The organism is Sphingobium sp. TomTYG75 (assembly GCF_054771635.1).
Genome location: NZ_BSRE01000001.1, coordinates 566,971 through 592,783, shown reverse-complemented (window position 1 = coordinate 592,783; position 25,813 = coordinate 566,971). Strand labels below are relative to the sequence as shown.

Sequence of the window (25,813 nt, the reverse complement as noted above, 5' to 3'; positions counted from 1 at the left end):
GGCGGTGAGTCGACAGCGACAGTTCCCTGCCGCGAAGCTCAAGGAGATGCGTGATGCCCAATGCCCCCGCGCCCAAGATGATTTTCGTTAACCTGCCGGTGAAGGACTTATCCGCTTCCATCGCCTTTTACGAAGCGGTCGGTGCCGTGCGGAACAATGACTTTGCCGATGACAGCGCGCAGATGGTCAGCTTTTCCGACACAATCCACGTCATGCTGCTGACGCATGAACGTTTTTCCAGCTTCACGGCGCGGCGCATTCCCAATGCGCATGAAACGGCGCAGGTGCTGCTTGCGCTCAGCGAGGAAAGCCGGGCTGCGGTCGATGCGACGATGGCCAAGGCGCTGGCGGCGGGAGGGACGGAACCCAATCCGTTGCAGGATCATGGCTTCATGTACGGCCGCGATTTCGCCGATCTGGACGGCCATATCTGGGAACTCGCGTGGATGGATATGGAGGCGGCCCTGGCTGTGAATCAGCCGGAAACGACGGCCTGACTTCGTCCTGACAGATATAAGGAGAGAGATGATGAGCTATATCGATGGCTTCGTGGTTCCCGTGCCCAAGGGGCAGAAGGAGCGGTATCAGCAGTTTGCCGCCCGTTCCGCGCCCGTTTTTCTGGAACATGGCGCGCTGCGTATGGTTGAATGCTGGGGCAATGATGTCCCGGTGGGGAAGGTCAATGACTTCCGGACATCCGTGATCGCCGAAGAGGACGAGGATGTCGTCTTTTCCTGGATCGAATGGCCCGACAAGGCGACCCGTGATGCGGGGCAGGAAAAAGCGATGAAGGACCCCCGCATGCAGGAAGATGGGGAGATACCCTTTTCCGGCAAGCGGATGATCTATGGCGGGTTCGACGTGATGCTCGACCAAAAGGCCTGAAACTTCCTTTTAGAGGAGACGGATGATGACCGATCTCACCGGCAAATTCTTCTGGTACGAACTGATGACCAGCGACCCTGACGCAGCGATCGCCTTCTACGGCGACGTGGTAGGCTGGACGGCGCAGCCCTTTGGTGGCGAGCGGACGGACGATCCCTATAATGTCGTGTCCGGCAGCGCGGGTCCGGTGGGTGGCATCATGCGGATTCCGGCCGAAGCGAAGGAATGCGGCATGTCGCCCTGGTGGGGCGGCTATGTCGGATCGGCCGATGTCGATGCGGATGCCGGGCGGTTGAGCGGCTCAGGAGCAAGCGTGAAGCGGCCGCCGGAAGATATTCCGGGGGTTGGCCGCTTTGCCGTGATGAGCGATCCGGGCGGGGCGATCTTCATGCTGCTCAAGGGGTCAAGCCCCGATGGCATGGACGCTGCGCCGCCGATGGCGAACGGCCATGTCGGCTGGCACGAGCTTTACAGCGGCAATTTCGATGCGGACCTGGCTTTTTACACGTCGCAGTTCGGCTGGGGGAAGGGTGAGGCGATGGATATGGGGCCGATGGGAAGCTATCAGCTTTTCTCCATGTCCGGCGCCACCGAATTCAACGCGATGGAGGGCGGCATGATGCGCAAGCCCGAGCAAATGCCGGTGCCGCAATGGCTTTTCTACTTCGTCGTGCCCGACATTGATGTGGGCGTTGAGAAGGTGAGGGCAGGCGGCGGCACGGTGCTTAATGGCCCTGCCGAAGTGCCGGGCGGCGCCTGGATCATCCAGGCTACCGACCCGCAAGGCGCGATGTTCGCGCTGGTCGGCATGCGCTCGACCGCAGCGTAAGGAGAGGAACGATGTCCAAGATTTCACCCTGTCTGTGGTTCGACGGACAGGCCGAGGAAGCTGCGCGCTTCTATGTCTCGGTCTTTGGCGGATCGGTGGATTCGATCAGCCGCTATCCGGATGATGTCCCCAGTCCTGCGCCTTTCAAGGGAGGGGATGTGCTGATGGTGGAATTTAGCCTGTTCGGGCAAAGTTATCAGGGCCTGAACGGTGGGCCGAAATTTCCGTTTACCGAAGCGGTGTCCTTGTCGGTGTCCTGCGAGGATCAGGCGGAACTGGACCGCTATTTCGATGTGCTGACGGCCGATGGCGGCTCGCCCGGTCCCTGTGGTTGGGTGAAGGACAAATATGGCCTGTCCTGGCAGTTGGTGCCCGAAGAGGTGATGGAGATGCATCGAAAGGGCGGTCCCGGCATTCAGCCGATGATGGCGGTGATGATGACCATGCAAAAGCTGGACCTTGCCCGGATGAAGGCGGCTTATGAGGGAGCGATGGCATGAGCAGCGCGCAACATGAGCTGTCGGTCAGCTGTCACATCGCCGCCCCGCGCGAGATTGTGTGGAAGGTGTGGACGGACCTGAAGGACCAATGGTTTTGCCCCAAGCCGTGGCGGGCCGAGGTGATTGAGGAAGATTTGCGCCCCGGTGGCCGCAGTGCCGTGCGCATGTTCGGCCCCGATGGCGAGGATACCGGGCCGATGGAGGGCATTTTCCTTGAGGTCGTTCCGGGAGAGCGGGTTGTGTCGACCGATGCTTATGCGTCCGGCTGGATACCGCAGGAGCCGTTCCTGACGTCGATCTGGAGCTTTGCGCAAGAGGGTGAGGGCACGCGCTTTACCGCGACGGCGCGGCATTGGAGCGAGGAAGCGCTGAAGCGACATGAGGAAATGGGGTTTCATCCGGGATGGGATCAGATGGCGCAGCAGTTCAAGGAATTGTGTGAGACTTCGGCGGCGACGGCTTGATGGGGTACTCCTGCCTATCGGGAGATGGGGAGGTGGGCTGACGTTGCGCATTTTCCCCTCCACCGCCTTTGGCGGTCCCCCTCCCCATCTGGCGATGGGGAGGATTTGGGGGGGAAGGCGCTCGTCTTTTGACGATTTGATGGGGTTCTCTCCAGATTAACCCTGACTTCCTCTTGGAAAGGGGGGCTGCGATCTGTTAGCGCTTGATCATGCCCACGACGCCCGCCGCAGCCGCCCGCCACATCCTCACCAGTTTGCAGGAGGTGATGGCTGCGCGAACGAGCGCGCAGGCCAAGCTGAACAAGGTCGTGGACATTATCGGCCAGGCGCTGTCGAGCGAGGTTTGCTCCATCTATCTGGTGCGCGAGGGGCTGCTGGAACTGTTCGCGACGCGCGGTTTGAAGCAGGAGGCCGTCCACGTCACCCGCATGGCGATGGGCGAGGGTCTGGTCGGTCTGATCGCCACCAATGTGGAAACGCTGAACCTGGACGAAGCCGCGGCGCATCCGGACTATAGCTATCGGCCGGAAACGGGCGAAGAGCTGTTCCATAGCTTTGCCGGCGTGCCGATTGTGCGGCGCGAGCGCGCGATTGGCGTCTTGTGCGTGCAGCATGTGGAACCGCGCCGTTATGAAGAGGTCGAGATCGAGGCGTTACAGACCGTGGCCATGGTGCTGTCGGAATTGATCGCCAATGCCGAACTGGCCGACGACGGCCCGGCGGATTCGCGCGTGCAGGATACGGGCACGATCATGTTGCAGGGTTTGCAGCTAGTCATGGGGATGGCGCGGGGCCACGCGGTGTTCCACCAGCCGCGTGTTCATGTCGAACATACGGTCGCGGAGGATACCGAGGCCGAGCGGCAGCGCGTCATTTCGGCCTTCACCAAAATGCGCGAACAGATCGACCGCATGACGGGCGCTGTCGAGTTCGGGATGGAGGGCGAGCATCAGGAGGTGCTCGAGACCTACAAGATGTTCGCCTATGATGAAGGCTGGATACGGCGCATCAATGAGGCGATCGACAGCGGATTGACCGCCGAGGCGGCGATCGAGCGCGTGCAGCAGCGCACCCGCATGCGCATGCGGCAGATCGATGACGCTCTGTTGCAGGATCGCATGCATGATCTGGAGGACATGGCCAATCGCCTGTTGCGGATCGTGTCGGGGCAGCTGGGGACGGCCGCGACCATGGGCCTGCGGCAGGACGCCATCCTGATCGCGCGCAATCTGGGTCCGGCGGAACTGCTGGAATATGACCGGCGGCGGTTGAAAGGCGTGATCCTGGAGGAAGGGTCTCTGACCGCGCATGTCACCATCGTTGCGCGCGCCATGGGCGTGCCGGTGTTGGGGCGCGTCCGCGAAATCCGGCACAAGGTGAATGAGGGCGACCTCATCCTGATGGACGTCGTGTCGAACAACCTGTTGATCCGCCCGACGGCGGACATGGACGAGGCGTTCGAGAACAAGCTGCATGTCACGCAGAAGCGCCGGGCCGAATTTGCCGCGATGCGTGACCTGCCGTCGGTGACGGCGGACGGGCAGCGTATCGAGTTGATGGTGAATGCGGGCCTGCGTGAGGATGCGCAGGCGCTGGACCTGGTCGGCGCTGACGGCATTGGGCTGTTTCGGACGGAGTTCCAGTTCCTCGTGTCCGCGACTTTGCCGCAGCGGGAAAAGCAGCAGCGCCTCTACAAGGATGTGCTGGACGCGGCGGGCGACCGGCCGGTCATCTTCCGCACCGTCGATATCGGGGGTGACAAGGCGCTGCCCTATATGCAGCGCGATGAGGATGAGGAGCTGGAGGACAATCCGGCGATGGGCTGGCGCGCGCTTCGGCTGGCGCTGGACCGCGATGGGCTGATGAAGGCGCAGGCGCGGGCCTTGCTGGAAGCGTCGGCGGGGAAGGTGCTCAACATCATGTTCCCGATGGTGTCGGAGCCGTGGGAATATGAGAAGGCGCGCGCTCTGGTGGAGCATCAGCGCGAATGGTTGGTGGCCCAGCGCAAGAAGGTGCCGACGGCGGTACGCTATGGCGCGATGCTGGAGGTGCCTGCGCTGGCGGAGGTGCTGGACCTGCTGCTGCCGAAGCTCGACTTCCTGTCGATCGGCACCAATGATTTGACGCAATTTCTCTTTGCAGCCGACCGGGCGCATCCGAAGTTGGCGGAGCGCTATGATTGGCTGAGTATCGCCATCTTGCGCTTCCTCAGCCGGGTGGTGCGGACTTGCGAGGAATATCAGGTGCCGGTTGGCGTCTGTGGGGAAATGGGCGGGCGGACGCTGGAAGCGATGGCGCTGGTTGGCCTGGGCGTTCGGCGCCTGTCGATTACGCCTGCGTCGGTTGGTCCGGTCAAGGCCATGATCCGGGCTATCGATGCCGCCGAATTGCAGGCGTTGATGCGCAAGCTGCTGGACGACGGGATCGTGGATATTCGTGGCGCGCTGACGCAATGGGCGGATGAGCGGGGCATCGAACTGAATTGAACCGGAAAATGGGTCAGGCACGACCCCGGCGGCGTTGACAATCCCTGTGCCGGAATGAGACAAGACCGGCTTATAAGATCGCGGAGCAGCATGGCAGAACAACCCGAAGTGGAAAGCGGCGCGACGGCGCCGGACGTGCAATTGGGCACTCCGGGCGCAAAGCTGCGCGCGGCGCGTGAGGCGCATGGCCTGTCGATCCAGGACGTGGCGACGCGCACGCGCATCGCGCAACGTCAGTTGGAAGCGATAGAGCGGGACGACTATTCTGCGCTTCCGGGAATTCCCTATGCGGTCGGCTTTGCCCGCGCCTATGCCCGCGCGGTCGATCTGGACGAGGTGGCCATTGCCGCCGATGTGCGCCATGCCGTCCATAATTCCGACCTAGGCGCCAATCGCTACGAGGCGTTCGAACCGGCCGATCCGGCCCGTGTGCCGTCGCGCCTGCTTGCCTGGACGGCCGCGGCGATCGTGATTGTGCTGGTGGCTGGCTTCACCATCTGGCGTACGCAGATGCTGACTCCGCCGACAGGGCAGGAGATCGCCGCCGAACAGGCCAAGCCCGCCGTTGCCGCGAAACCGGCGCCGGGCGCGCGTCCCGCCGCGCCGGTGGCGCAGACGGTGGTCTTCACCGCCAATGACGATGTGTGGCTGCGCATTTATGACGAGGCTGGCGACCGGCTGAAGGATGGACTCATGAAGAAGGGTGAGAGCTTCACCCTGCCTGCCACTGCTCGCAACCCCATGATCCTGACCGGCCGTCCGCAAGCGTTGACGGTTACTGTCGGTGGCAAGCCTATTGCACCGCTTGGCGCGCCCGATCGCACGATTTCCGATGTGCCCGTTTCGGCGGCTGCGTTGCTGGCTCGGGCTGCTCCGGCGCCGGTCGCTCCGGCCGCTTCGCCTGCCCCTGCGGCTGCCCCCTCGGCGGCGCAAACGCCTGCCGCGAGGCCCGTGACCGGGAACGTGGCGCCTGCGATCCCTGTGGAGCCCGCACCAGCAGCCCCGTCCACGGCGGATTAACGCGTCTCCAATCCCTGTTTGCGCCACACGTCCCGCTTTACCGCGGCGAATATGGCCTTATGGTTAAGAGCGGGGAGCGCGGCCTTTGTGGGCCGTATCGTCGGTGAGTTTAAGTTTTAGTCGGGGATCATCATGCGTTACGCCTTGTTTGCGACAACCGCCCTGCTGCTGGGGGCACCCGCTATGGTTGCGCTCGCGCCCGCAGCGGCCGCCCAGAATGTGGCGCTGGATGTGCGCGTTGACCGGCTGGAAAAGGAAATGCGCGCGGTCCAGCGCAAGGTCTTTCCCGCAGGCGCTCCTCTGGAGGCGGAAATCAATCGCCCGGCGACGCCCACCGTCCCGCCCGGCACGCCGTCATCATCGCCCGTCGCCGATCTGACGGCGCGCGTGGGTGCGCTGGAATCGCAGCTTGCTTCGATGACCGGACAGGTTGAGGAAAACAGCTTCAAGATCCGTCAGCTGGAAGAGGCGTTCAACAAATATAAGGCTGAGGCGCAGAGCCGCGCGGAAGTCGTTGCTCCGCCGCCCCTGCGCCCCGTGGTTCCCGCAGATAATGCAGCCCCGGCCACGCCAAAGCCGGGCACCAATGGTGGCGCGACCGAGGCGCGCAAGGCGGCCGTGGCAGCGATCGAACGGCCATCGACCGGCGACGCAGCGGCTGACGCCTATAGCTATGGCTATCGTCTGTGGGACGCCAAATTCTATCCCGAGGCGCAGGCGCAACTGAAGGCGACGGTGGATAAATATGGTACTGCGCCGGTCGCGAGCCGCGCTTCCAACCTGCTGGGTCGTGCCTATCTGGACGATGGCAAGCCCGCGTTGGCCTCCGTCGCTTTTTACGACAATTATCAGAAGCGCCCCAAGGGGGATCGCGCCGCCGACAGCCTTGCCTATCTGGGTGAGGCGCTGATCCAGCTCAAGAAGCCTGCCGACGCGTGCAAGGTCTATGCGGAGCTGGAACAGGTCTATGGCGCCACCATGTCGGCCAGCCAGCGCGGCATGATGGACAAGGGCCGCGCCAAGGCGAAGTGCAGCTAAGGCACCCGCATGGCCGCGCCGCATTCGGCTCAGCCTGACCTGGAAGCGTTGCTGACGCGGTCGGTTGGTGCGCTGGTGGGCGATGATGCCTCACTGCGTTTTGGCGTGGCGGTGTCGGGCGGTCCCGACAGCATGGCCTTGCTCGCCATGGCTGCGCATGCCTTCGCGGGCAGGGTGGAAGCGGCCACCGTTGACCATGGATTGAGGCCAGAGTCTGCGGAAGAGGCCGCAATGGTGGGGCATTGGTGCCATGGCAGCGGCGTCACGCATGCCGTTCTGCATCCGCCCCAGCCTCTTACGGGCAATGTCCAGCAATGGGCGAGGACCCAACGCTATGCGGCGCTGGAACAATGGAGGACCGATCGCGGGATCGATTGGATCTTCACCGCGCACCATGCCGATGATCAGCTGGAAACCGTGCTGATGCGGCTTAACCGGGGTGCCGGGGTCAATGGTCTGGCCGGAATCCGCGCGCGGCAAGGGCGGGTATTGCGGCCCGTGCTTGGCGTGCGACGCGCGCAACTGTTGGACTATGCGGGTGAGCGCGCGCTTCCCTTTGTCAACGATCCTTCCAACGTCGATCCGCGATTTGATCGGGCGGTGATTCGACGGCATCTGAAGGAAGCCGAATGGCTCGACCCGCAAAGTGCCGTCCGCAGTGCGGCGGCGCTGGCGGAGTGCGAGGAAGCGTTGGACTGGATGGTAAATAATATCGCGGCGGCGCATGTTCGCAGGGAAGGGGAGGCGTGGCTGCTGACCCGCACGGATTTGCCCCGTGAACTGCTTCGGCGCTTGTTGCTGCGCATCATTACGGAGGCGGAGCCCGGCGCGGAACGGCGAGGCGACACGCTCGACCGAGCGATTACGGTGGCAATGCGGGGCGGGAAGACGAGCCTTGGCGGATTACTGCTGAAAGGGGGCGCCGCCTGGAGAGTCAGCGTGGCGCCGCCCCGACGTTGAGTCAGAATCGATCTTGGACGCGAAAGCCCGCCGATACCGCGATGATGAGTCTCGTCCGAAACGACTTCGGGCATTGAATTGATCGTTACGGAAAGGTTCCACGGATCAACGCGCCGACGCCTCGCTCCGTCGAATTGTTGCAGCGCAATGACCTTTCCTTAATAGCCTTCAGGCGTATTGGGGTCGGCACTCAGGCATGGAAAGTCATTTATGTTCGAATTTGCGGCGTTGACCTATGGCGTGCTCGCCAGTGTGATCCTTTCGGCGGCGCAACGTAACCGGAAGCTGGCTCGCCCGCATCCGCCTTTGCTGCTGTATGTTGGATATCTGCTGTGCGGCGTGTCGGCGGGCCTGGCGATGATCCTAGCCTATATCGCCCTGTCGCAGTTCGTGGGCGGATAACGTCAGCAGACCGTTGCACCCAACTTGCGATTTTGCCGGAGCATCCTATCTTGCCCGGTGAAAGAGAGTGATGATGAACGACGAGAAGGACCCGCAGGGTAACCCCTGGATCAAGAGCGCGATGATTTGGGCGGGGGTGATTGTCGCTCTGCTGCTATTCGTCTCGATGTTCGACAGCCGCTCCGCTTCGCAGGCGGGTAGCGGCCTCGCCTATTCCGAATTCCGGTCAAAGGTTCAGGAGGGGCAGGTCAAGGACGTTGCGATCGCGACCGACAAGATTACCGGCACACTGACCAGCGGGCAGCGGTTCAACACCGTTCCCGTGAATGATCCGGGGCTGACCGGGCTGCTTGACGATTATAACGTCAAATATTCCGGACAGACTGAGGAGCAGCCGAGCTTCTGGCAGATCATGCTCTACCAGTCGCTGCCATTCCTGCTGATCCTGGGTATCGCCTTCTTCGTGTTGCGGCAGATGCAAAAGGGCGGCGGCGCTGGCGGTGCGATGGGCTTTGGCAAGTCCAAGGCAAAGCTGCTGACCGAGAAGCACGGCAAAGTTACGTTTGATGACGTTGCGGGCATCGATGAAGCGCGCGAGGAATTGCAGGAAATCGTCGAGTTTCTGAAGGACCCGACCAAATTTGCGCGGCTGGGCGGCAAGATTCCCAAGGGCGCGCTGCTGGTGGGTTCGCCGGGTACGGGTAAGACGCTGCTCGCGCGCGCGATTGCGGGTGAGGCGGGGGTTCCCTTCTTCACCATTTCGGGTTCGGATTTCGTCGAGATGTTCGTCGGCGTGGGTGCTTCCCGTGTACGCGACATGTTCGAGCAGGCGAAGAAGAACGCGCCTTGCATCGTCTTCATTGACGAAATCGACGCGGTCGGCCGTCATCGCGGCGCGGGCCTCGGTAACGGCAATGACGAGCGCGAGCAGACGCTGAACCAGTTGCTGGTCGAGATGGACGGTTTTGAGGCGAATGAGGGTATCATCATCGTTGCGGCGACCAACCGCCCCGACGTGCTGGACCCTGCGCTGCTGCGTCCGGGTCGCTTCGATCGTCAGGTCGTGGTGCCGCGTCCCGACATTGAGGGTCGCGAGAAAATCCTGGCCGTGCACATGAAGAAGGTGCCGCTGGCGCCGGACGTCAATCCGCGTACCATTGCGCGCGGTACGCCGGGCTTCTCGGGCGCTGACCTTGCGAACCTTGTCAACGAAGCGGCGCTGATGGCGGCGCGGCGGGGCAAGCGTCTGGTCGCGATGGATGAGTTTGAGGCGGCCAAGGACAAGGTCATGATGGGCAGCGAGCGCCGCTCCATGGTCATGACCGAGGACGAGAAGAAGATGACCGCCTATCATGAGGCGGGCCATGCCATCGTCGCAGTCCATGAACCGGCGTCCGATCCGATCCACAAGGCGACGATCATCCCGCGCGGCCGTGCGCTGGGCATGGTGATGCGTCTGCCGGAGCGGGACAGCTACAGCTATCACCGCGACAAGATGCACGCGAACATGGCCGTCGCCATGGGCGGGCGCGTCGCCGAGGAGATCATCTTCGGTTATGACAAGGTGTCGTCGGGTGCGTCGGGTGACATTCAATATGCCACCAAGCTGGCCCGTGACATGGTCACGCAATGGGGCATGTCCGACAAGCTCGGCCCGCTGCAATATGAAGAGCAGCAGGGCGAAACCTTCCTCGGCTATTCGCAGAGCCAGCGCGTTCATATGTCGGACGAGACGGCAAAGCTGATCGACAAGGAAATCCGCGGACTGGTGGAGCAGGGCTATACCCGGGCGCAGGAAGTGCTGAAGGGTCACGAGGACCAGCTGCACCTGCTGGCCAACGCCATGCTGGAATATGAGACGCTGTCCGGTGAGGAGATCAAGACGCTGCTCGACAAAGGTGAGATTACCCGTGACGACGGCACCACGATCAAGCCATCCGTCGTTCCGGCGGCGGGTTCTTCCATCCCCAAGACGCGCAAGCGCAAGGGGCCGTTTGGCGATCCTTCGCCTGCCGGGATCTAATCTGCGGTCAAGGGTTTGAAGAGGGCGCTGCCGTCGGGCGGCGCCCTTTTTGTTTGCGGCTATCTCATCGTGGTGAGATAGGGATTGTCATGGCAAAAGCTGACCGACTGGAACGCCTGGACACCCGCCGCCTGGAACTGGAGGCGGAATATACCGAGAAGCTCATCGACGCATTGCGCGTGACTGCTTCGGGGAAATGGGGTCTGTTCGGGCATAAGGAGGACCGGGCAAGTCGCGCCGCGATCGCTCCGGTCATCGAACAGTTGGCAGAAATCGGGGAAGCCATCGACAAGGCGCGGGAGCAACTCTTGATGCCTCCGTTTGAGTTGCAACAGGAGTTTCTTGCATCGCGCGGCCCGGTCAGTTCGCAGGCGGTCGGGGAGCCGAAGCAGGCGCAGGCATGGCTGGATCGGCTTGTGGGTGCTACCGCCAAATCCTGAAAAGCGCCCGTCCTCCTGTGCCGTGAGGCGGCCAGCAACAAAATACGCCTAAGGTCTGGCCGTTTCGCTGGTTAATGGTTACATGGGCCGCCACGAATCCCCAGCGATCGCGCTATGCCCCTTGGCAGGTCGCACAGAAGAAAGTGGCTTTCACATGGATATCCGCCTCGGCCTCACCTTTGACGACGTGCTGTTGCAGCCCGGCGAGTCCGATGTGCTGCCCAGCCAGGCGGACACCAGCACTTATGTGACCAAGCAGATCAAGCTGAACATCCCGGTCCTGTCCTCTGCGATGGACACGGTGACGGAGGCCGACATGGCGATCGTCATGGCGCAGCTGGGCGGTATCGGCGTCCTGCATCGCAATTTGTCGATCGAAGAGCAGGCGGATGCGGTGCGTGCGGTCAAGCGCTTCGAGAGCGGTATGGTGGTGAACCCTATCACGATCACGCCGCGCGCTACCCTGGCAGACGCGCAGATGTTGATGGAGCGGCACCGGATCAGCGGCATTCCGGTGGTCGAGAACAGCGGCAAGCTGGTCGGCATCCTCACCCATCGTGACACGCGCTTCGCGGAAAACCCCAATCAGCCCGTCAGCGAACTGATGACGAAAGATAATCTTGCCACGGTCAAGGTGGGCGTGGGGCAGGATGAAGCGCAGCGGCTGCTGCATCAGCGGCGGATCGAGAAGCTGCTGGTGGTCGATGATGACTATCATTGCGTTGGCCTCATCACCGTCAAGGACATCGAGAAGGCGGTCACCTATCCGCAGGCGACCAAGGACGGTTCGGGCCGCCTGCGTGTGGCGGCGGCGACGACAGTGGGCGACAAGGGGCTGGAGCGCAGCGAGGCGTTGATCGACGCCGAATGCGACCTGATCGTCATCGATACCGCGCATGGCCATAGCAAGCAGGTCGCGGTTGCGGTCGAGGCGGTGAAGCGCCTTTCCAACCATGTTCAGGTTGTGGCAGGCAATGTCGCGACCGCTGAAGCGACCAAGGCTTTAATCGACGCCGGGGCCGACTGCGTGAAGGTCGGGATCGGGCCTGGCTCCATCTGCACCACGCGCGTGGTGGCGGGCGTGGGCGTGCCGCAGCTGACCGCCGTCATGGATTCGGCCAATGAAGCGGCAAAGCAGGGCATTCCGGTGATCGCGGACGGCGGGCTTCGCACCTCGGGCGATGTGGCAAAGGCGCTGGCGGCTGGCGCGGGCTGCGTCATGGTAGGATCGCTACTGGCGGGTACGGCCGAAGCACCGGGTGAAACCTTCCTGTATCAGGGCCGCGCCTACAAGAGCTATCGCGGCATGGGCAGCGTCGGCGCGATGGCGCGCGGTTCTGCCGACCGCTATTTCCAGGCGGACATCAAGGACCAGATGAAGCTGGTGCCCGAAGGGATCGAGGGGCAGGTGCCGTTCAAGGGGCCTGCGAAGGACGTCATCCACCAGCTGGTCGGTGGCGTGAAGGCGGCGATGGGCTACACCGGCAGCCGCACGATCAAGGACCTTCAGGAGCGCGCGCGCTTCGTTCAGATCACCAATGCGGGCCTGTCCGAAAGCCATGTCCATGACGTGACCATCACGCGGGAAGCGCCCAACTATCCCACCCGCTGAGGGTAAGGCGGGGTGACCCCCTCCGCGCGTGTTCAGGCCGCGATCGAGCTGCTCGATGCCATCATAGCGTCGGCGCGCGATGGTGGACCGGCTGCCGACACGCTGATCGCACGCTATTTCAAGGAACGGCGCTATGCCGGTTCCCGCGACCGGCGAGCAGTGCGCGATCATGTTTATGATGCGGTGCGGCGGGCTGCGGAACGGCCGGAAAATGGCCGCGCGGCGATGATCGGACTGGCGCGGGAAAGGCCGGATATCGCGGCTCTGTTCGATGGATCGCCGCATGGGCCTGCGCCCATCCTTGCCGAGGAGGCGGGGGCTATTGCCGGAGCGGTGCCCGTCTGGCTCAAGCCGTTGTTTGCGGCGCCTGTGGAGCAGGAGGAGTTGCTGGGCCGGGCGCCTGTGGATTTGCGGGTGAACCGGTTGAAAGCGACGCCGGAAGATGCCGCGCCGATCTTTCCCGAAGCGGTGCCGATCGACGGCTTGCCTGACGCGCTGCGCCTGCCGGAGGGTTGGCCGGTTGAGCAGAGCGATGCGTGGAAGCAGGGGCTGGTCGAGGTGCAGGATGCGGGCAGCCAGCTCATCTCTGCGGCATGCGGCGCTGCGCCCGGCATGACTGTCATCGACCTTTGCGCGGGAGCGGGCGGCAAGACGCTGGCGCTTGCGGCGGCGATGGCCGGACAGGGGACGCTGATTGCGGCGGACACGATCCGCTCGCGCCTCTCACGCCTTGACCCGCGCGCCGAGCGGGCGGGGGCGACCTTCATCCAGACATTGCTGCTCGATCAGGGGCATGAGGCGCGGGGGCTGGAGAGCTTGCAGGGGCAAGCGGACGTCGTGCTTGTCGATGCGCCATGTTCCGGGACCGGGACCTGGCGGCGCAATCCCGAGGCTCGCTGGCGCCTGACACCCGCGCGGCTGGAACGGCTGGTGGGCGAACAGGCGCGCATATTGGACTTCGCGGCGCCGCTGGTGGCGCCCGGTGGGGCGCTTGTGTACGCCACCTGCGCCCTGACCGATCAGGAAGGTGCGGGGCAGGTGCAGGCGTTTCTCGATCGCCACGAGGGATGGACGGCTGAGGCGATCCCGATCGCGGCCGGGCGGGTGCATGGGCATGGCCGTTTGCTGACGCCGGGGCATGACGCGACGGACGGTTTCTATTTCGCCCGGCTTCGGCGCGGTGCATGAAAGAGGCGATGGACAAGCCCCGCCAAAATGACGACACTCGGGTAGAATCAACGCCTGAAACATGGCTGGAGTTGTGCATGCGTTTTACCCCTGCTTCGATCGCCCTTGCCGTCCTGCTGACCACCGTGTCGAGCGCCGGTCTGACGCAGCGGCCGGATGCCCAGATTTCGCCTTTGTCGATCGAATGGCAGCAGGCGGGCGTCACCGCGCGTCGAGCGGGGCATTTCAATGCGGCGAACGATGCGCTGGAAACGGCGCTGGCGGTCGATCCGCGCAATCGCTCGGCCTATATCGAACTGGCCGAAGTAGCCCGTGCGCAGGGCCTTCAGGGCAAGGCCATTCGCCTCTATCGCGAGGCGCTGCTGCTCGACCCGAACGATGTGCATGCATTGGTCGGACAGGGCGAGGCGATGGTCGAGAAGGGTGCGATCGCCAAGGCAAAGGAAAATCTCGCCCAGGCGCAGAGCGCGTGCAAGTCCGACTGCGCGGCTGTCGGCAAGCTCGCCGCCGCGATCCAGAAGGGGCCGCCTGCGACGGTGTTGAGTGCGAAGGATGCTGTCGTGGTGCCGAAGGCGGTGGAGACGGAGACGCCCTGAGGCTGTCTTGAAAGGGTCGCCTAAGACATTCCCTCCCGTAGGTGGGAGGGGTTAATAGGGTTGGACGCGAGCGAAACGAGCCGCTGGCGTGCCGTTGAAGAATAAGGTCGGGCGTTGCGCTGGCCCACCCCCTAGCCCCCTCCCGCTTGCGGGAGGGGGGATGACTGAAATCCACTCTGGCCAGCCATTGACGGCGCTGATCGTTAGGCTGCGCTCCATAGGTGGCTTCCGGATAGAGACGGGTAAGTGCCCAGCGGCAAGCGACCATTGGCCATTGGCGGACAGAACGCGTTGTCCTAAGATCGTCGAGACTCAATGATGTTCTGTGAGATGACGCATGCTTGATTCACCCGGTGCTGCGATAAATAAAGTCCCCGCAGTGACGTTGGTTTTTTGGGTGATCAAGGTGCTCGCCACCACACTCGGCGAAACGGGCGGAGACGCGGTTAGCATGAGTTGGCTCGGCGAAACGACGCCGAACGCTGGCAGCAGCGGCATAAACGGCTATCTTATCGGCACCGCCATTTTCGGCCTTCTACTCATAGTGTTGGTGTCGCTGCAAATTCGGGCTCGGCGTTTCAACCCATGGCTTTATTGGGCCACGATTATTGCCTCAACCACCGCAGGGACGACACTCGCCGACTATGCGACACGTTCCATAGGCCTCGGATATCCGGGCGGCTCAGTTCTTCTGTTTTCGCTAGTGCTGCTATCGCTGCTCTGGTGGTATCGCACCTTGGGGTCAGTGGACGTCAATCGCATTGAAACGGCTAAAGCCGAAACTTTCTATTGGGTTACTATCACTTTTTCGCAGACGCTTGGCACCGCGCTTGGCGATTGGGTTGCCGACGGTTCCCTTGGCTATAGCGGCGCAGCAATGATCTTCGGCGGGCTGCTCGCCCTCCTTGCCGCGCTATATTTCTGGACTTCTGTTTCGCATGTGCTCCTCTTTTGGGCTGCATTTATCTTAACCCGCCCCTTGGGAGCGACCGTGGGCGACTTTTTGGACAAACCCATCGCGAAAGGTGGTTTGGAGTTCAGTCGTCCTTTGGCTACGGCAGCTTTGGCAGGCGCGATCCTTTGTCTCATTTTAGTGTTTCCGCAACGCGCCGACGGACGTGCCCGCAACGTCCGCTGACCACTCACAGCAGACCTAGGGTCTGCGCGATCCCATCACCCGGGCCACTTCAACAAATTCCTCCACGCTGACCGTTTCGGCGCGGCGTTGGGGATCTATGCCGATTTGCTCCAGCGCATCGAGTGCGCCCGGTAGGCCTTTGAGGCTTTGGCGCAGCATCTTGCGGCGTTGGCCGAAGGCGGCGGCGGTGAGGCGTTCGAGATGTTTGAGCTGCACGCCCTCTGGCGCTGCTTTGGGCGTGATGTGGACCACGGCCGACATGACCTTCGGGGGCGGGGTGAAGGCGCTGCGGTGGACCTTCATGGCGATGCGGGCGTCGCTGCGCCATTGGGACAGGACGGCGAGACGGCCATAATGGTCGCCGCCCGGTTTTGCGACGATGCGCTCGGCGACTTCCATCTGGAACATGAGCGTCAGGGAAGACCACCAGGGCAGCGGGTTCCATTCCGCAGACAGCCAGCCGATCAGTAGCGCTGTGCCGACATTATAGGGCAGGTTGGCTATGATGTGGGCATGTTCGCCAGCTTCGGCATGCGCGTCCACCTGCATGGCGTCGCCGGATATGACGCGTAACTGGCCGGGGAAGGCGTCTGACAATTCCGCAAGAGCGGGCAGGCAGCGGCGATCCCGTTCGACAGCGACCAGCCGTGCTCCGGCCCGCAGGATCGCGCGGGTCAGGCCGCCGGGGCCGGGTCCAACCTCGAACGCGGGCTGATCTTTTAGTGATCCGGGGATCGCGGCAATGCGATCGAGCAACTGTTCGTCGAGCAGGAAATTCTGGCCGAGCGCCTTGCTCGCTTGCAGGCCGTGCGCAGCGATGACTTCACGCAACGGCGGCAGGACCGGCCGCGTATCAGCCCCCATGGCTTAACCGCGATCGCGCAGCTTCGGCCGCCATCTTGAGCGCCGCCATCATCGCGCCGGGGTTTGCGCTGTCCGTTCCGGCAATGCCGAAGGCGGTGCCATGGTCGGGCGAGGTGCGCACGATCGGCAGGCCGAGCGTGATGTTGACGCCCTCATCGAAATGCAGCGTCTTGAGCGGGATCAGCGCCTGGTCATGATACATGCACAGCACCGCGTCGTAGGTTTCGCGGGCACGGGCGTGGAACAGGCCATCGGCGGAAAGGGGGCCGACAATGTCCATGCCTTCCGCCCGTAGCGATTCGATCGCGGGGCTGATGATGTCGATTTCTTCCCGGCCCAGCGCGCCGCCCTCACCCGCATGGGGGTTGAGTCCGGCGACGACGATGCGCGGGCGGGGGATACCGAAATTGCGCTGCAATCCCTTGACCGTGGTCGTGGCGCGGGCGCGGATCAGGTCGATGGTCAGGGCCGAGGCGACCTCTGCCAGCGGGATATGGATGGTGATGGGCACCACCTTCAATGAAGGACCGGCGAGCATCATCACCGCATTGTGGGGGGCTACGCCGCAACGTTCGGCGATGAACTCGGTCTGGCCGGGATGGGTGAAGCCGACGCCGTAAAGCTGTTCCTTGCCGACAGGGGCGGTGACGATCCCGGCGGCCGATTCGGTGCGGGCGAGGCCTACCGCCGCTTCCAGTGCCTGAAAAGCAGTGCGCGCGCCGTCGATGCTGGGGGAGCCCGGTACGTTGTCACCGGCGTCGGCAACCTGGAGGCAGGGAAGCGCGGTGTCGAACAGCGCCGCTGCCTCTTGCGGTGTGGCGATGGGGGCGACAGGGCCGGACCAGACCCGGCGCAAGGATGCCGCATCACCCACGGCGAAAAAGGTGGGCAATCCGCGTGCTTCGCGCATCACCCAGCTTTTCGCTACGATTTCCGGCCCGATCCCCGCCGGGTCGCCCAGCGGGACGGCAAAAGGTGCCAGCTCCGGTCGAGCCGAGGCTGGATCAGTTATAGTCGATGATGGCATCGCGGCGAAGGTCACGCAGATAGATGCGGGCGCGCTTGTTGACCCGTTCTTCCTCAAGCTGAGCCATGATCTGTTCGGCGTTCGGCGCGGCGGCGCTGTTGGCTTCATCGCGGCCGCAAACGACGAGAACGCGCACGCCGTCATTGACCGAGCCAAAGGGAGGGGTCGCTTCGCCAACTTGCAGGCCGAGGAGGATTTCCTGCAACTGCGGGGGCAGATCGCGCACCTTCACATTGTCATTGTCCACGACATCGGCGCCGATCTTGCCACCCAGTTCGTTCGCCTGGCCGCATCCCTTGATCGTCTTGATCTGCGCGGCGAAGCTGGCTGCCTTGGCACTCGCCTGCTCCTTGGTCGTGCCGGGCGGGAAGCTGATCGACAATTGCTTGAGGCTGAGCAGAGAGTCGCGCGGGTCAGCGGTCAGCACCTTGCGCTTGTCCATGACATAGATGACGGAGATGCCGCCCGGAACGGGGATGGGACCAGCGAGCTGCCCGACCTGCATCTCATTGGCGGCCTTGGCCAGTTCATCGGGCAACTGCGCCGGGCGTACCCAGCCGAGGTCGCCGCCAACCGCAGCAGTCGATGCTTCGGAAAACTGCCGGGCGTAGGCGGCGAAGCTGCCGCCCTGCTTGATCTGTTCGATGATGTTGCGGGCGTTCGAGACGATCTGCGCCTCATTTTCGGGCGTTGCCGACAGGTAGATCTCACCGATGCGATATTCATCGCTGCCCTTGGCCGCGTTCATGCGATCGACGACCGACTTCACCTCGTCTGCGGAGACGTTGACGAAGGGCTGGATGTTGCGGCGGAGCAGGCGGCTCCACGCCAGTTCGCCTTCGATCTGGCGCCTGATGCTGGCGGGCGCGCTGCCCTGCGTGCGCAGATATTGGTCGAACTGGGCGGGCGACTGCTTGAAGTTCGCCGCGACACGTTCATAGCTCTGGTCGATTTCCGACTTGTCGATCTTGATGTCGTGGGCGGCGGCTTCCTGAATCTGAAGCGTTTCGTCGATGAGGTTGCGCAGCACCTGCACGCGCAGCCGCTCCCGTTCCTCTGGCGACACCTTACCGCCATTTGCCGCGAGGATGAGCGCCAGGCGCTGGTCAACGTCCGTGCCGGTGATGATGCGGCCGTTGACGATGGCCGTAGCCTTACGGACATTGGGATCGCTTTTGCCAAAGACGGTCACGTCCTTGGGCAGGTTCAACTGCTGCGCGGCAACCCCTTCATCGTCATTGACGGTCTGGGCGGCGACAGGGCTGCCGATCGATCCCAGCAGGATGGAGGACAGGAGCAAGGCGCGCGCGCTGGTCCGAAGCGATAGTCCAAGGCGGGAAGGCGGGGAAACGACAGGCTGCATCGTCGACAAAACTCTCCATTACGGTCCAGCGCGTGATGCGCCGGTCCGCCTTAACCGGTCCTGAGCGGCCAGAACCGGTCCTGAACGGGAAGGCTGATCCTTATATGCCGATATTCCGAAAAGCCAGCCGTAGTTGGAAGCTATTGCCTTTTCGCGCGTCACCGGCGGCCAGATAATCGCGACGCCACGTCAGGCCCAGCGTCAGACAGTCATCCTGGTAGGCGATGCCGAGCCGATGACGGACGGGTTCGTAGCCGTCAGAGACGCTGAGCGGATCTTCTTTCCGGTCGGTCAGATCGACGACGGTGGACCCAAAGACGGACCAGAAACGGGCGAATTGCACGCGGCCGCCGAAACGCAGCTCCTCGCGGTCCTGCAAATCCTCAAGCCCCGGCGCGGCGTTCCGGTTGAGCCGGAGATAGCCGACCATGGCATAGGTCTTGTGGCTGCCGACCGTCGCGTCGATTTCGTTGCGGCGCACCGACAGCCCATCCTTGTCCAGGCGGAAACGGTGGATGAGGCTGACGAAATCGCGGAAACGGACGGTCGTGCGGCCGACGATGTCGGACATGCGATCGGAAAGGCCGGTGCCGTCGGGCAGGATGCTTTCGCGACTGTTAAGGCGGTAGCTCTGGCCGACCACGCTTTCCAGCGAAAAGCCGGGCAGGGAAAGGCTATATTCCAGACCGTAGGTGATGCGGGTCGAATCTTCGAACCGGTCATAGCCTGCGAAGCGATTGAGCGCGAAGAGGTTGCTGTCCTCCAGATCGATGGCGCGCGCGTCTTCATTGGGGATCGACAGATTTGCCAGCCGGGGCGCTGCTACGATCTGCACGCGGGGCGCGATCCGCTGCACACCGCCGAACGCCTCACCCATGAAGGGCCAGCGGACATCGATCGCGGCCGCCGCGATGCCGCGCGCCTGCCAGCCGGGATCGCCGGCATAGCGGGCGATGTTGTTCTGAAGATTGTCACTGCTGTGGTACACGTCGCCGCGAAGATAGGTGGTGAAATTCACCTCCTGACCCATGCCCGTCAGCTTGCGCAGGTTCCATTCAAAGGCAGCGAAGGCGCGCTGCGTATCCTGGCCGTGGGTGCGGGTGATCGCGAGGCTGTTCGCTTGAAACTGAATCCGGCCGCCGAGAAGCGGGTCGATCAGGCGCAGGCGATAGTCGATCACGGGCAGCGCGATCGGCGTTTGCCCCTGCGGATCGCCAAGGCGCAGTGTCTGGACGGCCCAGCCAGCGATGGAGAAATAGCTGTTCTCGCCGATGCGCTGGGCGCCCAGGGTCGAACGCAGCCGGTCGTCGCGGCTGATGTCATAGCGACGCAGGAAGGTGCGGTCGCTCGCTACGCGAAGCGATCCGTTGACGCTCCATTCCGGCGTTAGTTGCATGGCGCCGCTGGCGTCGAGATAGCCGCGGAAATCCTTTTCCGATCCCGCTGGGCTGGTGGAGCTGGGCAGGGAACTGCTGGCGTCGATCCGCCGCGCATGGGTCACATATCCGGTGATCTGATAGGCGCCACGGTCCCAGCGATGGCGGAAATTCGTCTCCAGCATCGGCAGCGTCTTGGAATAGACATGCGGCGTGATCGTCAGGTCGCGGTTGGGCGCCAGCTTGATATAATAAGGCAGGGCGACTTCGAGGCCGTTATTCCGGTCGTAGCGGAGGTTCGGCACCAGAAGGCCCGTGCCCCCCGTGTCGCCCACCGGGTGCGAAAAGCCGGGCAGCGGAATAAGCGGCAGGCCGAATATTTCCACGCTGGCATTGCGGTATCGCACGCGAGCGGCGACGGGGTCGTAGACGACCTTGACCGCCTTGATCTGCCAGGTGGGTTCCTTGGGGCAGCCGTCGCTGTCCACTACGCTGCAGCCGGTGTAGGCAGCCTTGTGCAGCGTATAGACGCCGTTCACCCGAACGCCCTGCACCGCCGCCAATCGGCCGCCCGACTGGAGCACCAGCAGCATGTTTTCGACCGTGCCGTCCTTCAGCGTGTCGGTCACCTGGAAGCGGTCGCCATACGCGATATTGCCTTCAGGATCAGTCGCCGAGACATTGCCGCGCGCTTCCACCTCGCCGGTCGTCCGGTTCCACACCACCTTGTCCGCGCGCAGACGGTTGCCCTGCCGGAGCAGCTGGACATTGCCGGTGGCTGTCACGATTTCGGTATTATTGTCATATTCCAGGGCGTCGGCCGAAAAGCCGATTTGCTCGTCGGTCGCGGGCACGGGAGCGTCGGGCGCGCTGACGGGCGTCGGCGGTGATTGCAGTTCCTGCGCGAAGGCATGCGGCATCCCGCCCATGCAGGCGAGCGCCGCGCTTGCGGCCAGCATATGTTTCAGACGCGAGAAACGGGAAAAATTCTGCAAGGGGATCGTGCCTCTTCAGGGGCGCTTCGTTGCCCGCCTATCGCATTGCTTTGCGCGCGCCGCAATCTTTCGTCACGCTTCTTTTGCGGGAAATCGGTCGAACGGCTTTGCCAGATGGGGCAAGCGACATTATCTGGCATGGAGCGTTCCTAGCGCCACACGATCAGAAAAGCAGAAGAAGGACCCTTGATGGAAATCGCATTCACCCCGGTGCGTCCCGACGCCGACACGCTGGTCTTTGCCGTTCCCAAGGGCGGTTTCGATGCCTTGCCGATCGCGGCGGCGCCTACTCTGGCGGCGGGAGCAGCGGCGGCGCGCTTCACGGGTGAGGCGGGGGCAAGCTTTGAAAGCTTCGCCGAAGAGGGTGGCAAGGTGCTGCGCATCGTTCTTGTCGGCACGGGCAGCGGGAGCGAGGCCGATTATGAACGGGCGGGCGCGGCGCTGACGGCACGCCTGCTGACGAGCGGGGCGAGCCATGCCGCAGTGGAGTTTTTCGGCGGCGCGGCTGGCGATAAGGCGGCTCATTTTACCTTTGGAGCATCTCTGCGTGCTTGGCGGATCGATACCTATCGCACCCGACAGCCGGAAAAGACAAAGCCGACATTGATGAAGCTGTCGGTCGTTGCGAATGACGCGGATGCGCATTGGCAAAGGCTGTCGGCGGTGGCCGATGGCGTCACCTTCACGCGCGAGCTGGTCTCTGAACCGGCGAACATCCTGTACCCGGAAAGCTTCGTCGAACGCTGCCGTCATCTGGAGCAGCTGGGCGTCAAGGTCACCGTTCTCGATAAGGCGGCGATGGCGGAACTGGGCATGGGCGCGTTGCTCGGCGTGGCGCAGGGGTCGGTACGCGAACCCCGCCTGTTGGCGATGGAGTGGGATGGCACGGGCGGCGCGGGCGACAAGCCCATCGTCTTTGTCGGCAAGGGTGTCACCTTTGATACCGGCGGCATTTCGTTGAAGCCCGGCGCGGGCATGGAAGACATGAAGTGGGACATGGGCGGCGCAGGCGCGGTCGCGGGCGCGATGAAGGCGCTCGCGGGGCGCAAGGCGAAAGCGCGCGTCATCGGCGTTTGCGGCCTTGTGGAAAACATGCCGGACGGTAACGCGCAGCGTCCCGGTGACATCGTGACCTCCATGTCGGGCCAAACGATCGAGGTGATCAACACCGATGCCGAAGGGCGGCTGGTGCTGTGCGACGTGATCACCTGGGCGCAGAAAACCTATTCTCCCGAGGTTGTCATTGATCTTGCCACCCTGACCGGCGCGATGATCGTGGCGTTGGGCGATCAATATGCCGGACTGTTCGCCAATGACGAAGGGCTTGCCGAGGATCTGCTCGCTGCTGGCAAGGCGGCGGGGGACCAGCTTTGGCGCTTTCCGCTGGGCGACGCCTATAACAAGCTGATCGACAGCCCGATCGCGGACATGAAGAATATGGGCGCGCGCTATGCCGGATCGATCACCGCCGCGCAGTTTATCAAGCGATTCGTCGATGATGGGGTCAAATGGGCGCACCTCGACATCGCAGGTATGGTCTGGGCGGACAAGCCCGGCGCAACCTGGGACAAGGGTGCGACCGGCTATGGTGTGCGCCTGATCGATCGTCTGGTGGCGGACAAGTTTGAGCGCTGATGCAGGTCGATTTCTACCAGCTTAGCCGTGATCCTGTGGACCGGGTGCTGCCCGCCATTGCGGCGCGTATACTCGGCCTGGGTCAACGGTTGCTGGTGGTCGCGCAGGACGAGGCACAACTTGAACGCATTTCGGCTGGGCTGTGGAACGGGCCGCCGGAAAGCTTCCTTGCCCACGGCCGGGCGGGGGAGGGCGGCGAGGCGATGCAGCCGGTACTTTTGGCGCAGGATTGCAGCCCTGCGAACGGTGCCCGGCACGTCGCGATTGCCGATGGCCTATGGCGTGAAGAGGCGCTCGATTTCGAGCGCGCTTTCTACTTTTTCGACACGCTGACCGTCGATGGCGCGCGCGAAAGCTGGCGTGCCCTGTCGAAGCGGGAGGGGGTGACGCCCCGCTTCTGGCGGCAGGAGCAGGGGAAATGGGTGCAGGGTCCGTGAGCAAGCGGGGCGGCCACGCCCCCTTGCGGTGCGAAGCGGCGCGGTTTAAAGGGCGCGCCAATTCCAACAATCCGGAGCTTTTGAGCCTTATGGCCGTGACCCGCACCTTTTCGATCATCAAGCCTGACGCCACGCGCCGCAACCTGACCGGCGCTGTGACCAAGAAGCTGGAAGAAGCAGGCCTGCGCGTTGTCGCGTCCAAGCGCATCCGCATGAGCCGCGAGCAGGCCGAAGGCTTCTATGCCGTTCACAAGGAACGCCCTTTCTTCGCTGATCTGGTGGCCTTCATGATTTCCGGCCCGGTCGTCGTCCAGGTTCTGGAAGGCGAAGACGCCGTGAAGCGCAACCGCGACATCATGGGCGCCACCAACCCGGCCAACGCCGACGAAGGCACCATCCGCAAGGATTATGCCGAGTCGATCGAAGCCAACTCGGTCCATGGTTCGGACAGCGAAGAAAATGCCGCGATCGAGATCGCCTATTTCTTCAAGCCCGAAGAAATCGTCGGCTGATCTAATCGATCAGGATGAAAGAAGGGCCGGGGACGTAAGTCCGCCGGCCCTTTTTTGTGATCGGATTTGGTTGGATTGCGGACATTGAAGTCCTCCCCATCGGTAGATGGGCAGGGGGACCGTCGGCGTAGCCGATGGTGGAGGGGAAATGGACTGACGCCGCGCATTTTCCCCTCCACCAGCCTTCGGCTGGTCCCCTCCCCACGCTTCGCGCAGGGAGGATTTAGGAAGGGTCCGCCGCAACCTCAATTCGAAACCGGCGGCGCCTCGAATCGGTCGATCACCCATTCCTCGGCTTGTGCGCCGCCGATCCATTCCTGCATCCAGGGATGATTGACGACCGCCTGCATATAGGCTTCGGCAAAGCGTGCGACGGGCAGCTGATAGGTTATGAAGCGCGTCACGACCGGGGCGAACATCACGTCCACCGCGCCAAATTCGCCGAACAGGAAATCGCCCACGCCGCCATAACGAGCCCGGGCCTGTGCCCATAGCTGCATGATACGGGCGATGTCCTGCGCGACAGCCTCAGAGGGCGGCACGGCGTCGTAAATCTGGCGGATGTTCATGCTGTGCTCGCGGCGCAGCGCCGCGAAGCTGGAATGCATCTCCGCCGCCATGGACCGGGCCATCGCCCGCGCCGCCGTGTCGGTGGGCCAGAATTTGTCGCCGCCAGCCTTCTCGTTCAGATATTCGATGATCGCCAGGCTGTCCCAGACAACGGTGTCGTCGCCGTCCCACAATATGGGCACCTTACCTGAAGAAGGGGCGAATTCATCGCCTTCGCGCCGTCTTTCCCATGCTTCATCATAGAGGGGGACCACGACTTCCTCAAACGGCAACCCGCTGAGCTTGCAGGCGAGCCAGCCGCGCAGAGACCAGCTGGAATATGCCTTGTTGCCTATGAATAGCTTCATCATCGCCCTTCTTTAGACGGGCGAAGGAAGGGGTGTCGAGAGCAACCGGATGGCGCATTCGAATCACTTTCTATATTATTTTGGTAGAAAATCCTTGGTACAGGGCTTGGCTGCATCATGGGGGCCGTCGTATGGCCCAACGGCGAACTGAACGCCGAGTGGGGGGAATTATGGACTGGCTGCATGGAATAGCGGGCCTGTTCGTCGGAATCATGGTCGGAATGACGGGTGTTGGCGGCGGGTCGCTGATGGCGCCAATCCTCATCCTGCTTTTCGGCGTAGCACCGGCGACGGCGGTCGGCACCGACCTATGGTTTGCGGCCATCACCAAGTCAGTGGGCGGTGCGATCCATCACCGTCACGGCGGGCCAGATGGCGGCCCGGATTATCAGGTGGTGAAGCGCCTGTGTTTGGGGAGCCTTCCGGCCGCGCTGATCACGCTGTTGATCCTTTCCCAGACGCATATGCAGCAGATCAAGAGCGGCATTGTCACTAGCGCGCTGGGTGGCGTCTTGGTCGTCACGGCGATCGCAACCCTCCTACGCGGGCGATTCCATCGCTGGGCCTTGGCTCGTCGCGTTGGCACCGCCGATCGCTTTACGCGTTGGCAGCCTCCGCTGACGGTTGCCGCGGGTGCGCTGCTAGGGACGATGGTAACATTGACGTCCGTGGGTGCGGGGGCGATCGGCGCGACCTTGCTCCTTGCGCTCTATCCCCTCCGCATGCGGCTGCAACGGTTGGTGGCGACTGATATTGTCCACGCCGTGCCGCTTACCCTGATCGCCGGGCTTGGCCATTTGTGGATCGGCAATGTGAACGGCATGCTGCTCGCCAACCTGCTGATCGGATCAATCCCGGGCATCATCATCGGATCGCTGCTGGCGACGCGCGCATCGGATCGCGTGCTTCAGCCGTTGCTGGCGATCATCCTGGTTCTGGTGGGCTGGCGCCTTATCGCAGGATGAGGCAGCTTTGGAGGCCCGAGCCGGGCTTCTACAATCGAGGTATCCGGCGGGTTTCAAATGTCTAACCCGTCGATTCCGCTCAACGGGAAATCAAGCGGTTGCGGGGACAATGTCTAACCGTGGCAGGCCGCCCGGGAGGCA

The 25,813-nt window shown here is 63.1% G+C and carries 25 protein-coding genes; 20 read left to right on the top strand and 5 right to left on the bottom strand.

Annotated features, from left to right (window positions below; translation table 11 throughout):
• Positions 1-53: 53 nt before the first annotated feature.
• From ACYU81_RS02865 to ACYU81_RS02790, 16 genes are all read left to right on the top strand, one after another.
• Positions 54-497: a VOC family protein gene (locus ACYU81_RS02865; RefSeq protein ID WP_460986258.1), complete on the top strand. Its 444-nt coding sequence runs from the start codon at positions 54-56 to the stop codon at positions 495-497.
• 31 nt (positions 498-528) lie between these two features.
• Positions 529-885, top strand: coding sequence for a DUF1428 domain-containing protein (locus tag ACYU81_RS02860; RefSeq protein WP_449474659.1), 357 nt, complete (start codon positions 529-531; stop codon positions 883-885).
• A gap of 25 nt (positions 886-910) precedes the next feature.
• Positions 911-1,714, top strand: a complete 804-nt coding sequence (locus tag ACYU81_RS02855; protein ID WP_460986257.1) for a VOC family protein — start codon at positions 911-913, stop codon at positions 1,712-1,714.
• 11 nt (positions 1,715-1,725) lie between these two features.
• Positions 1,726-2,214, top strand: coding sequence for a VOC family protein (locus ACYU81_RS02850; RefSeq protein ID WP_460986256.1), 489 nt, complete (start codon positions 1,726-1,728; stop codon positions 2,212-2,214).
• A complete protein-coding gene (locus ACYU81_RS02845) occupies positions 2,211-2,678 on the top strand; it encodes an SRPBCC family protein (protein ID WP_460986255.1) in 468 nt (155 codons plus the stop codon). The genes ACYU81_RS02850 and ACYU81_RS02845 overlap by 4 nt, the downstream gene beginning before the upstream one ends.
• Before the next feature lie 209 nt (positions 2,679-2,887).
• Positions 2,888-5,164 (top strand): phosphoenolpyruvate--protein phosphotransferase, encoded by a 2,277-nt coding sequence (gene ptsP, locus ACYU81_RS02840; RefSeq protein ID WP_460986254.1) that lies wholly within the window; start codon positions 2,888-2,890, stop codon positions 5,162-5,164.
• Positions 5,165-5,254: 90 nt separating this feature from the next.
• On the top strand, positions 5,255-6,184 hold the full coding sequence (locus ACYU81_RS02835) for a helix-turn-helix domain-containing protein (protein WP_460986253.1): 930 nt from the start codon (positions 5,255-5,257) through the stop codon (positions 6,182-6,184).
• Positions 6,185-6,316: 132 nt separating this feature from the next.
• The gene (locus ACYU81_RS02830; protein WP_460986252.1) at positions 6,317-7,222 is read left to right on the top strand and encodes a hypothetical protein; all 906 of its coding nucleotides are present in this window, start codon (positions 6,317-6,319) and stop codon (positions 7,220-7,222) included.
• 9 nt (positions 7,223-7,231) lie between these two features.
• Positions 7,232-8,182, top strand: coding sequence for a tRNA lysidine(34) synthetase TilS (tilS, locus tag ACYU81_RS02825; protein WP_460986251.1), 951 nt, complete (start codon positions 7,232-7,234; stop codon positions 8,180-8,182).
• A gap of 210 nt (positions 8,183-8,392) precedes the next feature.
• Positions 8,393-8,584, top strand: coding sequence for a hypothetical protein (locus tag ACYU81_RS02820; protein ID WP_196224194.1), 192 nt, complete (start codon positions 8,393-8,395; stop codon positions 8,582-8,584).
• Positions 8,585-8,657: 73 nt separating this feature from the next.
• Complete coding sequence (gene ftsH, locus ACYU81_RS02815; RefSeq protein ID WP_196226569.1) at positions 8,658-10,607, top strand: ATP-dependent zinc metalloprotease FtsH; 1,950 nt, start codon at positions 8,658-8,660, stop codon at positions 10,605-10,607.
• Positions 10,608-10,696: 89 nt separating this feature from the next.
• Entirely contained in the window at positions 10,697-11,047 is a 351-nt protein-coding gene (locus tag ACYU81_RS02810) for a hypothetical protein (RefSeq protein WP_460986250.1), read from the top strand.
• A 154-nt stretch (positions 11,048-11,201) separates the two neighbouring features.
• Complete coding sequence (gene guaB / locus ACYU81_RS02805; RefSeq protein ID WP_449473564.1) at positions 11,202-12,659, top strand: IMP dehydrogenase; 1,458 nt, start codon at positions 11,202-11,204, stop codon at positions 12,657-12,659.
• 12 nt (positions 12,660-12,671) lie between these two features.
• Positions 12,672-13,847, top strand: a complete 1,176-nt coding sequence (locus ACYU81_RS02800) for an RsmB/NOP family class I SAM-dependent RNA methyltransferase (protein WP_460986249.1) — start codon at positions 12,672-12,674, stop codon at positions 13,845-13,847.
• Positions 13,848-13,924: 77 nt separating this feature from the next.
• A complete protein-coding gene (locus ACYU81_RS02795; protein ID WP_460986248.1) occupies positions 13,925-14,443 on the top strand; it encodes a tetratricopeptide repeat protein in 519 nt (172 codons plus the stop codon).
• 337 nt (positions 14,444-14,780) lie between these two features.
• Positions 14,781-15,581, top strand: coding sequence for a COG4705 family protein (locus ACYU81_RS02790; protein ID WP_460986247.1), 801 nt, complete (start codon positions 14,781-14,783; stop codon positions 15,579-15,581).
• A 15-nt stretch (positions 15,582-15,596) separates the two neighbouring features.
• Here ACYU81_RS02790 and rsmA read toward each other — a convergent pair whose 3' ends face one another.
• The 4 genes from rsmA to ACYU81_RS02770 all read right to left on the bottom strand — a co-directional run bounded on the left by rsmA (position 15,597) and on the right by ACYU81_RS02770 (position 21,170).
• Positions 15,597-16,445 carry a 16S rRNA (adenine(1518)-N(6)/adenine(1519)-N(6))-dimethyltransferase RsmA gene (gene rsmA / locus ACYU81_RS02785; RefSeq protein WP_460986246.1) on the bottom strand — a complete coding sequence of 283 codons (849 nt, stop codon included), beginning with the start codon at positions 16,443-16,445 and terminating at the stop codon, positions 15,597-15,599.
• Complete coding sequence (pdxA, locus tag ACYU81_RS02780; RefSeq protein WP_460988097.1) at positions 16,435-17,472, bottom strand: 4-hydroxythreonine-4-phosphate dehydrogenase PdxA; 1,038 nt, start codon at positions 17,470-17,472, stop codon at positions 16,435-16,437. Before pdxA ends, rsmA begins: the two co-directional genes overlap by 11 nt.
• Complete coding sequence (locus tag ACYU81_RS02775; RefSeq protein ID WP_460986245.1) at positions 17,450-18,835, bottom strand: peptidylprolyl isomerase; 1,386 nt, start codon at positions 18,833-18,835, stop codon at positions 17,450-17,452. The genes pdxA and ACYU81_RS02775 overlap by 23 nt, the downstream gene beginning before the upstream one ends.
• A gap of 100 nt (positions 18,836-18,935) precedes the next feature.
• Positions 18,936-21,170, bottom strand: a complete 2,235-nt coding sequence (locus ACYU81_RS02770; RefSeq protein WP_460986244.1) for an LPS-assembly protein LptD — start codon at positions 21,168-21,170, stop codon at positions 18,936-18,938.
• 225 nt (positions 21,171-21,395) lie between these two features.
• Here ACYU81_RS02770 and ACYU81_RS02765 point away from each other — a divergent pair, with 225 nt between their 5' ends.
• From ACYU81_RS02765 to ndk, 3 genes are all read left to right on the top strand, one after another.
• On the top strand, positions 21,396-22,841 hold the full coding sequence (locus ACYU81_RS02765; protein ID WP_460986243.1) for a leucyl aminopeptidase: 1,446 nt from the start codon (positions 21,396-21,398) through the stop codon (positions 22,839-22,841).
• Positions 22,841-23,278, top strand: a complete 438-nt coding sequence (locus tag ACYU81_RS02760) for a DNA polymerase III subunit chi (protein ID WP_460986242.1) — start codon at positions 22,841-22,843, stop codon at positions 23,276-23,278. The genes ACYU81_RS02765 and ACYU81_RS02760 overlap by 1 nt, the downstream gene beginning before the upstream one ends.
• 89 nt (positions 23,279-23,367) lie before the next feature.
• On the top strand, positions 23,368-23,790 hold the full coding sequence (gene ndk, locus ACYU81_RS02755) for a nucleoside-diphosphate kinase (protein WP_009820765.1): 423 nt from the start codon (positions 23,368-23,370) through the stop codon (positions 23,788-23,790).
• Between the two features lie 245 nt (positions 23,791-24,035).
• Here the strand turns inward: ndk and ACYU81_RS02750 are convergent, their stop codons facing one another.
• Positions 24,036-24,710 carry a glutathione S-transferase family protein gene (locus ACYU81_RS02750; protein ID WP_196224182.1) on the bottom strand — a complete coding sequence of 225 codons (675 nt, stop codon included), beginning with the start codon at positions 24,708-24,710 and terminating at the stop codon, positions 24,036-24,038.
• Positions 24,711-24,877: 167 nt separating this feature from the next.
• Between ACYU81_RS02750 and ACYU81_RS02745 the strand changes: the two genes are divergently transcribed.
• Positions 24,878-25,672 (top strand): sulfite exporter TauE/SafE family protein, encoded by a 795-nt coding sequence (locus tag ACYU81_RS02745; protein WP_460986241.1) that lies wholly within the window; start codon positions 24,878-24,880, stop codon positions 25,670-25,672.
• The last annotated feature ends 141 nt before the right edge of the window (positions 25,673-25,813 follow it).

Bases quoted from the DNA above. Each gene is read 5' to 3' on its own strand.
- pdxA (WP_460988097.1), bottom strand. From the start codon at position 17,472: ATGCCATCATCGACTATAACTGATCCAGCCTCGGCTCGACCGGAGCTG.
- ACYU81_RS02745 (WP_460986241.1), top strand. From the start codon at position 24,878: ATGGACTGGCTGCATGGAATAGCGGGCCTGTTCGTCGGAATCATGGTC.
- ndk (WP_009820765.1), top strand. From the start codon at position 23,368: ATGGCCGTGACCCGCACCTTTTCGATCATCAAGCCTGACGCCACGCGC.
- ACYU81_RS02760 (WP_460986242.1), top strand. From the start codon at position 22,841: ATGCAGGTCGATTTCTACCAGCTTAGCCGTGATCCTGTGGACCGGGTG.
- ACYU81_RS02830 (WP_460986252.1), top strand. From the start codon at position 6,317: ATGCGTTACGCCTTGTTTGCGACAACCGCCCTGCTGCTGGGGGCACCC.
- ACYU81_RS02775 (WP_460986245.1), bottom strand. From the start codon at position 18,835: ATGCAGCCTGTCGTTTCCCCGCCTTCCCGCCTTGGACTATCGCTTCGG.
- ACYU81_RS02855 (WP_460986257.1), top strand. From the start codon at position 911: ATGACCGATCTCACCGGCAAATTCTTCTGGTACGAACTGATGACCAGC.
- ACYU81_RS02750 (WP_196224182.1), bottom strand. From the start codon at position 24,710: ATGATGAAGCTATTCATAGGCAACAAGGCATATTCCAGCTGGTCTCTG.
- ACYU81_RS02860 (WP_449474659.1), top strand. From the start codon at position 529: ATGAGCTATATCGATGGCTTCGTGGTTCCCGTGCCCAAGGGGCAGAAG.
- rsmA (WP_460986246.1), bottom strand. From the start codon at position 16,445: ATGGGGGCTGATACGCGGCCGGTCCTGCCGCCGTTGCGTGAAGTCATC.
- ACYU81_RS02820 (WP_196224194.1), top strand. From the start codon at position 8,393: ATGTTCGAATTTGCGGCGTTGACCTATGGCGTGCTCGCCAGTGTGATC.
- ACYU81_RS02795 (WP_460986248.1), top strand. From the start codon at position 13,925: ATGCGTTTTACCCCTGCTTCGATCGCCCTTGCCGTCCTGCTGACCACC.
- guaB (WP_449473564.1), top strand. From the start codon at position 11,202: ATGGATATCCGCCTCGGCCTCACCTTTGACGACGTGCTGTTGCAGCCC.
- ACYU81_RS02765 (WP_460986243.1), top strand. From the start codon at position 21,396: ATGGAAATCGCATTCACCCCGGTGCGTCCCGACGCCGACACGCTGGTC.
- ACYU81_RS02835 (WP_460986253.1), top strand. From the start codon at position 5,255: ATGGCAGAACAACCCGAAGTGGAAAGCGGCGCGACGGCGCCGGACGTG.
- ACYU81_RS02865 (WP_460986258.1), top strand. From the start codon at position 54: ATGCCCAATGCCCCCGCGCCCAAGATGATTTTCGTTAACCTGCCGGTG.
- ACYU81_RS02850 (WP_460986256.1), top strand. From the start codon at position 1,726: ATGTCCAAGATTTCACCCTGTCTGTGGTTCGACGGACAGGCCGAGGAA.
- ACYU81_RS02790 (WP_460986247.1), top strand. From the start codon at position 14,781: ATGCTTGATTCACCCGGTGCTGCGATAAATAAAGTCCCCGCAGTGACG.
- ACYU81_RS02770 (WP_460986244.1), bottom strand. From the start codon at position 21,170: ATGCTGGCCGCAAGCGCGGCGCTCGCCTGCATGGGCGGGATGCCGCAT.
- ftsH (WP_196226569.1), top strand. From the start codon at position 8,658: ATGAACGACGAGAAGGACCCGCAGGGTAACCCCTGGATCAAGAGCGCG.
- ptsP (WP_460986254.1), top strand. From the start codon at position 2,888: ATGCCCACGACGCCCGCCGCAGCCGCCCGCCACATCCTCACCAGTTTG.
- ACYU81_RS02810 (WP_460986250.1), top strand. From the start codon at position 10,697: ATGGCAAAAGCTGACCGACTGGAACGCCTGGACACCCGCCGCCTGGAA.
- tilS (WP_460986251.1), top strand. From the start codon at position 7,232: ATGGCCGCGCCGCATTCGGCTCAGCCTGACCTGGAAGCGTTGCTGACG.
- ACYU81_RS02845 (WP_460986255.1), top strand. From the start codon at position 2,211: ATGAGCAGCGCGCAACATGAGCTGTCGGTCAGCTGTCACATCGCCGCC.